The sequence below is a fragment of the Salinispora cortesiana genome, from assembly GCF_000484695.1.
GTDB lineage: Bacteria > Actinomycetota > Actinomycetes > Mycobacteriales > Micromonosporaceae > Micromonospora > Micromonospora cortesiana.
This window is the reverse complement of the sequence record NZ_AXVR01000043.1, coordinates 34485-42956: the sequence shown is the minus strand read 5'-3', so window position 1 is coordinate 42956 and position 8472 is coordinate 34485. Positions and strand designations below refer to the sequence as shown.

The following is an 8472-nucleotide window of genomic DNA, read 5'->3' as shown; positions in this document are numbered from 1 at the left end:
TAGCCGTCGGCAACCCGAACCGGCGGCCGACGAACCAGCATGGCCGACAGACCGCCCGGAGCCGCGCTCCGCCTACCTGTTCGGCGACGAACCGGACAGCCCCTCCGGTGGCCGGGAGCAGCCCGCCGACCGATGGGAGCAGCCCACCAGCCAGTGGGACCGGCCCGCCGACCGATGGGGGCAGCCCGCCAACGAGTGGGACCGGCCCACCGACCGATGGGGGCAGCCCGCCAACGAGTGGGACCGGCCCACCGACCGATGGGGGCAGCCCGCCAACGAGTGGGACCGACCCGCCGACCGATGGGACCGGCCCACTGACCAGTGGGACCGGCCCGCCAACGAGTGGGACCAGCAGCAGCCGACCGCGCACTGGCAGCCCGACGGCGAGCCCGCCCGGGGCTGGGGAGCCGCGGATCACCCGCGCCACGGACGCGCCGGTGATCCCCACCACGAGCAGCCCACGCAGGGCTGGCAAGCCCCCCCGAGCTGGCAACACGGGGAGCCCACCGGCCAGTGGCCGGCCCCGAAGTCGGCCGGCTGGTACGCCGACGAACCGACGACCAGCATGCCGCCCGTCGTGGATGCCACACCAGCCGGTGACCTGCCAGCCGGCGAGGATCGGCCCGGACGTCGGATCAGACGACCACTGCTCATCGGCGGAGCCGCGGCGGCAGCCACGCTGGTGGTGAGTCTCGGGGTCGGCGCCGTCACCCTCTCCGGTGGCGGTACGGCCCGCCCCACCTCGGCCATCGACGACATCGTGGCGACGAACCCGATCGAGGAGAGCACGCTCCCCAGCGCGACGCCGACCTCGGCCAGCCCCAGCGCCACGCCGACCACGACGTCGCCCACACCGTCGCCGTCGGTCACGCCGAGTCGCAAGCCAAGCCCGACGGCGTCGCGCTCCACCGCCACCTCCCGGCCCGCCCCGAGCCGTACCACCACGCCCCCCACCAGCAACACCACCACCACGCCCGCCAACGGAGACGTCAGCGAAGACGCCGCCGAGGTGGTTCGCCTGGCCAACGTCGAGCGCGAGGCGGCCGGCTGCGCGGCGTTGAGCATCGACGACAAGCTGATGACCGCCGCCCAGCGGCACAGCCAGGACCAGGCCGACAACAAGAAGATGTCGCACGACGGCAGCAACGGCAGTAGCCCCGGCGACCGACTCGACGATGTCGGCTACCAGTGGCGCACCTATGGGGAGAACGTCGCCTGGAACCAGCAGTCGCCGGCTGCGGTGATGAAGGCCTGGATGAACAGCCCCGGCCACAAGGCGAACATCCTGAACTGCTCCTTCACCGAGATCGGGGTCGGCATCGCGAGCAGCAACGGACCCTACTGGACGCAGGTCTTCGCCGCGCCCCGTTGACCACGGGTCGTCGTCCGCCCCATCCCCACCCGGGTGCCCGGTTGAGCAACGCCGAACGGCGTACCTCGACCGGGCACTTTCGGTTCAGCGGCGAGTCGGTGCCGGCCCACGGGGCCGCGGCTGGCAGCGCGGACAGCTGAACGACGAGCGGTTCATGAACGCCTCGCGGCGCACCGGCGCACCGCACCGCCGGCACGGCTGGTCCGCCCGCCCATACACGTTCAGCGCCCGGTCAAAGTAGCCGCTCTCGCCGTTGACGTTGACGTACAGGGCGTCGAAGCTCGTTCCGCCCTCCTTGATCGCCTCGCCGAGCACGTCCCGGACGTGCCCGAGCAGGCGCAGTGCGGCCGGGCCGGACAGCCCGTCGGCGGGCCGAGCACCGTGCAACCGAGCCCGCCAGAGGGCCTCATCGGCGTAGATGTTGCCCACGCCGGAGAGTAGCGTCTGGTCCAGCAGAGCCCGCTTGATCTCGGTACGGCGGCGGCGTAGCGCCGCGACGAAGGTGGCGTCGGAGAACTCCGGGTCCAGCGGGTCCCGGGCGATGTGGGCGATCTCCATGGGTAGTTCCGCACCCCCGGCGCTGACCGACAACCCGCCGAACGTCCGCTGGTCGACGAAGCGCAACTCGGGTCCGTCATCAGCGAACCGGAACCGGACCCGGAGGTGGGGTTCGTCCGGTGCCGCAGCCGGCTGCAGGAGCAACTGCCCCGACATACCGAGGTGCCCGATCACCGCATCGCCGCTGTCCAGCGGTAGCCACAGATACTTTCCGCGCCGCCGCACGTCCCGGACCGTCGTCGAGACGAGCACGTCCGCGAAGTGGGCGGCGCCGGCCGGGTGTCGGCGCACCGCGCGCGGGTGCAGCACCTGCACCTCGGCGATCCGCCGCCCGATCACCCACTGCGCCAGCCCCTGCCGGACGGTCTCGACCTCCGGCAGCTCAGGCACTGCCGGCCGCCCCGCTGCCGGCGCTGGCCGGCTCCTGCTCCGACTGCTCCGCCTGCTCGGTCAGCGTCCGCCAGGCCGCTTCGGCGGCCCGCTGCTCGGCCTCCTTCTTGCTCCGCCCCTCCGCGCCGCCGTAACGCCGGCCCGCCACCACCACCCAGGCGGTGAAGGTCTTCAGGTGGTCTGGCCCGGTGCCCTCGATCCGGTACTCCGGGACACCCAGCCCCTGGGCGGCGGTCAACTCCTGCAGGCTGGTCTTCCAGTCCAGCGCCGCGCCCCGCCCGGCCGACTCGGCCATCAGCGGGTCGAAGAGATGGTGGATGACGCTCGCCACGGTCTCCAGGCCGCTCTCGAGATAGATCGCACCAAGCAGCGCCTCCAGCGTGTCGGCGAGGATGCTCGCCTTGTCCCGCCCGCCGGTGCTCTCCTCCCCCTTGCCGAGCAGCAGGTACGGGCCGAGGCCGGTAGGCCCCAGACCGCGGGCCACCTCGGCGAGGGCCCGCATGTTGACCACGCTGGCACGCAGCTTCGCCAGCTGCCCCTCGGGCAGGTCGGGATGGTTGTGGAACAACGCGGTGGTGATCACCACGCCGAGCACCGAGTCGCCGAGAAACTCCAGCCGCTCGTTGGTGGGCAGACCGCCGTTCTCGTACGCGTACGAGCGGTGGGTCAGCGCCCGCTCCAGCAGCTCCGGGTCCAGCGTCACGCCGAACGCCGCCTCCAGGTGTCCGACGGCCGGCCGCCGATGCTTGTCGATGCTCATGATGTGCGTACCTCGGTGTCGGTGATGCGGTCGTAACGGTCCGGGTAAGCTTCCGCGCCGATATCGGAGAGGAGCGCACGGACCTGGTCGGCGGCCCCACGTCGGGCCAGGTGGGCGGCCAACGCGATACCCGAGGCGATGTCCCCTCCGTGGGCAGCACCGTGGCACACCACCACCGTGCCACCGACGCCGAGCAGGGCAGCGGCCCGGGGAGCCCGGCCGCCGGCCGGTGGGCCACCGGTCAGCGCGTACGCGCCCTCGATCGCCTTGAGCAGCACGTTACCGGTGAATCCATCAGTAACCACCACATCGGCGCGCGCGCCGGACGCAACGTCGTACCCCTCGACCAGCCCGACGTAGCGAGCGGCGCAGGGCAGCGGCGCCGTGGCGAGGGCGGGATCGGCCAGCCGTCGCGCGCGGTCGCCCTTCCCGGGCTCGGTGCCGATCGAGAGCAGCCCGACCCGCGGCGACTCGAGCGCGTGCGTGACGGCGGCGTACGCGGCACCGAGCGCCGCGTGCCGGGCGAGGGTAGCCGGACGGGGCTCCAATGAGCCGCCGACGTCAAGGAGGACCACCGGGCCGTTCACCCCGGGCAGGGTGGCGGCCAGGGCCGGCTGCCGGACGTTGGGCCAGCGGCCAAGACCGAGGGCGGCGGCGGTGACGGTGGCACCGGTCGAGCCGGCGGAGACCAACGCGTCGGCGGTGCCGTCACGGACGGCGTCCACGGCGGCGCCAACGGTGGAGTTGGCTCGCGCGGTGGCGTGGTCTCCCCGCTCAGCGGGGCGAATCTCGATCCGGGCGCGCTGCGCCGGATCGAGGGCGGCGGTCAGCTCGCCGAGTGCTTCGGGCGGGCCGATGAGCAGGACGTGTAGGTCGGGGTCGGCACGGACGGCCCGCAGAGCGCCGTCAACCACGACGGCGGGAGCGTCGTCCCCGCCGAGGAGGTCGACGGCGATCCGCACGATGCCCGACTCCACCGGTACCTCGACCGGAACAGGCCAGCCGGCGGCGATGGGAGCCGGGACATCGGGCGAGCGCCGGGGCGCACGCGCCGCCCGACCAGAGGTCGGGGGCGTCACTCGTCGTCCAGGTCAGACCTCAAGGACCTGACGGCCGTTGTAGGTGCCGCAGACGGAGCAGGCGGCGTGCGGCAGCTTGGCGGACTTGCACTGCGGGCAGGCCACGGTCGCAACCGCCGCGGTCTTCCACTGCGCCCGACGGGACCGGGTGTTGCTGCGCGACATCTTGCGCTTGGGGACGGCCACGGTTCTTACTCCTCTTTACGGGTCAGTTGCGACAGGGCCGCCCAACGTGGGTCGACCTGCTGGTGGCTGTGATCGGCCGGCAGCTCGGCCCAGCCCACCCCACAGTCGGGGCACAGGCCTGGGCAGTCCTCCCGGCAGAGCGGGTTGGTCGGCAGCGTCAACACCACCGCGTCCCGCAGCACCGGCTCCAGGTCGATCAGATCGCCCTGCATCCGGCCCACCTCGTCCTCGTCGGCCGTCATGTCCGTGGTGCTGTTCTCGTACGCGTACAGCTCCTGGACCGGGACGGCCACGACGTCGTCGATCTCGCGCAGGCAGCGGCTGCACTCGCCCTTGATGGGACCACTGATGGTCCCGGAGACAAGCACCCCCTCGGATACCGACTCCAACCTCAGGTCGAGGTCGAGGTCAGCACCCTCCGGCACGCCGATCAACTCCACGCCGAGGTCCGCCGGTGCCGCCGCCACCCGCCGGACCGTACGCAACGCGCCAGGGCGACGCGGCAGGTCTCTCGTGTCGAGGACCAGCGGCGCCCTGGGGTCGAGTGGTGCAGGCGTGTGCTTGGGCATAGTTAGACTCCGGCCGGTAGGAGGGCCGACACCCGAGATTACCTGGGTGGTCCCCGCAGCGTCGAACCGGGGGCGTTCTCACCCCACAGCTGCGGTGTACCGCGCCGGTTCCGGCGCGGCCCATCCCGCGGTTCTGGCGGCCGGCCCTAGAAGTTCAACGGCCGCTCGGCCTCTTCTCCGCTGAACGTGCCGATCTCCCGGAGCGCGTGCATCTTGTCCCGGCCCCGCTCGATCGAGGCGAGCGCTCGGGTGAGGAACTGCTCGAAGTTGGCGAGCGCGGTGTCGACGTAGTCGTCCACCTCGTCCCGGAGCCGCTGCGCCTCGGCCCGCGCCTCGGCGACAATCCGCGCCCCCTCGTGCTCGGCTGAGACGGTGATCTCGTTCACCGACACGAGCCGGGCATGCTCCGTCTCCCCCTCGGCGATGATCCGGTCGGCCTCACGCTTCCCGGCTTCCATGATCTTGTCTCGCTCATCGAGCAACGCGGCGGCCCGGCGCAGGTCCGCGGGCAACTCGGCGCGCAGTTCGTCGAGGACGGCGATCAGCTCTCCCCGGTCGAACATGCAGTTGTTGCGGGACATCGGCACGGAGCGGGCCTGCTCCACCATGGTGATCAGTTCGTCGATGCGATCGAGCGGGTCCACTGGTACCTCACTCCTGTCGTTCGTCGGCCGATCTCAATGATGCGGGTTGAACCCTGGATTCGGCGCCCCCACACATGATGCGCTGTGCCATCCACCGGCGCATCATGCCCCCTCCCGGCGCGTCGCCGGGAGGGGTTGACATCACGGACCGAACCGCGACACCAACCACCGAACCGGGACGCCAACGACGAAACCGGGACACCGACGACGGATTAGGGACGCGACGGCGGGTCGAGTCGCGCCAGCAGGGCTTCGCGGACCACCTCCGGCACGTGGGCGGAGATGTCACCGCCCCACTTCGCCACATCCTTGACCAGACTTGAGGAGAGAAACGAGTAGAGCGGGTTGGTCGGCATGAAGAGCGTCTCCACGCCGGCCAGACCGATGTTCATCTGGGCCATCTGCAACTCGTAGTCGAAGTCACTGACCGCCCGGAGCCCCTTGATCAGGACACTGGCCTGTTGCGCATGACAGAAGTCCACCAACAGACCACGGAACGACTTCACCCGAACGTTGTCGTACGACGAGATCACCTCACGGAGCATGTCGATGCGCTCGTCGACGGTGAACAGACCGGTCTTCGACTGGTTAATCAACACTCCGACGATCACTTCATCGAAGAGCCGACTGGCCCGGCCGATGATGTCGAGATGACCGTTGGTGACCGGGTCGAACGAGCCGGGACAGACCGCACGCCTCATGATCGGCGACCGTACCAAAGAATGGTTTCGCCGTACCGGCGGCTGCGCTCGCCGGTGACACCTGGCACCCAGCCGACCGGGGCGCTGCGACTCGACCGCTCCACCACGACGAGGGCCTCGGGCGCCAGCCACCCGTTGCCGACGAGCGCGGCGAGCATGGCGGAGACCTCCTCTTCCGACACCGGGTAGGGCGGGTCGGCGAAGATCACGTCGTACGGGTCCCCTTCGGGGCCGGCGGCGAGCACGGTGGCGGCTTTCCCGGCTACCAGGCGGGCAGCCGGACCGGCCCGCAGGGCGGCCATGTTCGCCCGGATCGTCCGGGCGGCCCGCGGGTTCGACTCGACCAGCAGCACGTGCGCGGCGCCCCGGGAGAGCGCCTCCAGCCCCACCGCCCCGGACCCGGCGTAGAGGTCGGCGAAGCGAACTCCCGTCAGGTCGACGGCCGCCTCAAGGGCACTGAACAGCGCCTCCCGGACCCGGTCGGAGGTCGGCCGCGTGCCGGCGCCGGGCGGGGCGGTGATCCGGCGTCCACCGAACGCGCCCGCCACGATGCGCGTCAACGCCTGCTCCTGGTCATGATGCGACGCTACGTCACCTGTGCCGGGCCAAGCGCTTCCGGGCCGAACCGGGCCAGAAGCCACCTGACCCCACACATCGGACAGTCATCACTCGACAACCCTCCGCCAATCAATGATCACGAATCGACAACATCATGTGAACCCCCTCATCTCGGCCCCCGAGATTGATCACAAACCAGTACAGTCACCATCTGTGCGCCCGCTCTGGCGAGCGCAGCCTGTGCCCAGGCGAGCGCCGTGAGCCCGCGGTCCACGCCAACATCGCCGCTAACTCCCGTTTCGCCCGGCACGTCGTCCGATCCCTCATTCAGGAGCAGACGTGAACCGTCTCCATGCCCTATTCCGGCGTGCCAGCGCCGTCGCCGCTGGCACACTGCTCGGTCTCACCGGGGTGGCGATCTTCGCCACCCCCGCCAGCGCCCACCACAGCAACGTCACGGGCACGGCCAAGTGCGAGGCCGGCGAGTGGGTTGTCACCTGGAACGTCGAGAGCGCAAGCACCCCGAAGAACGTCAAGAAGTTCAAGCTGGTCGAGGTGGTCGCCAAGACCTACGTCGGGGGGAAGGCCACCAAGGTCACCATCCCCGAACTCGCCGTCACCGACGGCGACAAGTACCCGCACTCGGTCAAGAAAACGCTGACCGCCACCCAGCGGGTGGACGGCGACGTCACCAAGGCGTCGCTGGCCGTCCGGGTCGAGTGGGACAACGGTTTCGCCGAAGACCGACTGCGCCCGGTCAAGGTCAAGTTCTGCAGCACCTGCATGCCACCGAAGCCGACTCCGAGCCCGTCGGCCTCCGAGCCGCCGGCTCCGACGCCGACCCCCGAGCCGCCGACTCCGACGGCCCCCAACCCGTCGGCGAGCATCCAGGCTGACTGCGAGGGCGTCGCCCACGTCACCCTCAACAACGCCGACGACGCGACCGCTCCGGCGAAGTTCACCGTCGAAGCCAATGGCGGCGCCTTCACCGAGAAGGTAGGCCTCAAGCCCGGTGAGAGCACCACGGTGAAGGTTCCGGCGGAGCACGCGACCGATATCAAGGTGACCGTCAACGGCAGCAAGGACCCGCTCTTCGAGGGTGATCCGGAGCCGGCCGACAACTGCGTCAAGCCGGGCGAGCCGACCGGCGCCTTCAAGTCCACCTGCGACGAGCTGATCTTCGAGATCAACAACCCCGAGGACGGCGAGACCACCACCGCGACCTTCACCCCGAACAAGGGTGAGCCGCAGACGCTGACCGTCGAGCCGGGCATGAGCGGCACCGTGTCCTTCCCGGCCGAGGAGGGCCTGATCGTCACGCCGAGCGGCGAGGGCATCGAAGACCCCAAGCCGATCGCCTGGGAGAAGCCCGCGGACTGCACCCCCGGTGAGGGCGGCGGCGAGCCGAGCCTGCCGCTGACCGGTGCCGCGGCTGGCGGCATCGCCGCCGGCGCCGCCGTGCTGCTGGCCGTCGGTGGCGGCCTGTTCGTCATGGCCCGTCGTCGCAAGCTCCGGTTCACCGCCTGAGCTAAGGGTTACTGACCGCTGAGGGCGGGCCGACCAGCTGGTCGGCCCGCCCTTGGTAGTTGGGCCAGCCCGGGCAGCACGACCAGATCGTCCGCAGACCCGATCCCGCCCGGCGCCTCACCGCTTTG

Annotated in this window: 10 protein-coding genes; 2 read left to right on the top strand and 8 right to left on the bottom strand. The window is 70.7% G+C overall.

Annotated features, from left to right (window positions below):
- Positions 1-1372: CAP domain-containing protein (locus K228_RS0117925; protein ID WP_025619679.1), on the top strand; the 1372-nt coding region annotated here is incomplete at its 5' end.
- A gap of 84 nt (positions 1373-1456) precedes the next feature.
- Here K228_RS0117925 and mutM read toward each other — a convergent pair.
- The 8 genes from mutM to rsmD form a co-directional block, all read right to left on the bottom strand.
- Positions 1457-2320: a bifunctional DNA-formamidopyrimidine glycosylase/DNA-(apurinic or apyrimidinic site) lyase gene (gene mutM / locus K228_RS0117920; RefSeq protein ID WP_025619678.1), complete on the bottom strand. Its 864-nt coding sequence runs from the start codon at positions 2318-2320 to the stop codon at positions 1457-1459.
- Complete coding sequence (gene rnc, locus K228_RS0117915; protein WP_025619677.1) at positions 2313-3080, bottom strand: ribonuclease III; 768 nt, start codon at positions 3078-3080, stop codon at positions 2313-2315. The genes mutM and rnc overlap by 8 nt, the downstream gene beginning before the upstream one ends.
- A complete protein-coding gene (locus K228_RS0117910) occupies positions 3077-4057 on the bottom strand; it encodes a fatty acid synthesis plsX protein (RefSeq protein WP_025619676.1) in 981 nt (326 codons plus the stop codon). Before K228_RS0117910 ends, rnc begins: the two co-directional genes overlap by 4 nt.
- Before the next feature lie 114 nt (positions 4058-4171).
- On the bottom strand, positions 4172-4345 hold the full coding sequence (gene rpmF / locus K228_RS0117905) for a 50S ribosomal protein L32 (RefSeq protein WP_012181392.1): 174 nt from the start codon (positions 4343-4345) through the stop codon (positions 4172-4174).
- Positions 4346-4350: 5 nt separating this feature from the next.
- Positions 4351-4914 carry a YceD family protein gene (locus tag K228_RS0117900; protein WP_025619675.1) on the bottom strand — a complete coding sequence of 188 codons (564 nt, stop codon included), beginning with the start codon at positions 4912-4914 and terminating at the stop codon, positions 4351-4353.
- A gap of 146 nt (positions 4915-5060) precedes the next feature.
- Positions 5061-5558 (bottom strand): SPFH domain-containing protein, encoded by a 498-nt coding sequence (locus K228_RS0117895; protein ID WP_025619674.1) that lies wholly within the window; start codon positions 5556-5558, stop codon positions 5061-5063.
- 212 nt (positions 5559-5770) lie between these two features.
- A complete protein-coding gene (gene coaD, locus K228_RS0117890; protein WP_025619673.1) occupies positions 5771-6259 on the bottom strand; it encodes a pantetheine-phosphate adenylyltransferase in 489 nt (162 codons plus the stop codon).
- Positions 6256-6819, bottom strand: coding sequence for a 16S rRNA (guanine(966)-N(2))-methyltransferase RsmD (gene rsmD / locus K228_RS0117885; RefSeq protein WP_025619672.1), 564 nt, complete (start codon positions 6817-6819; stop codon positions 6256-6258). The genes coaD and rsmD overlap by 4 nt, the downstream gene beginning before the upstream one ends.
- Before the next feature lie 337 nt (positions 6820-7156).
- Here rsmD and K228_RS0117880 point away from each other — a divergent pair, with 337 nt between their 5' ends.
- Entirely contained in the window at positions 7157-8344 is a 1188-nt protein-coding gene (locus K228_RS0117880; RefSeq protein WP_025619671.1) for a hypothetical protein, read from the top strand.
- Positions 8345-8472 lie beyond the last annotated feature (128 nt).

Excerpts from the sequence above, each read along its gene's own strand:
- rnc (WP_025619677.1), bottom strand. The coding sequence starts at position 3,080 with ATGAGCATCGACAAGCATCGGCGGCCGGCCGTCGGACACCTGGAGGCG.
- K228_RS0117900 (WP_025619675.1), bottom strand. The coding sequence starts at position 4,914 with ATGCCCAAGCACACGCCTGCACCACTCGACCCCAGGGCGCCGCTGGTC.
- coaD (WP_025619673.1), bottom strand. The coding sequence starts at position 6,259 with ATGAGGCGTGCGGTCTGTCCCGGCTCGTTCGACCCGGTCACCAACGGT.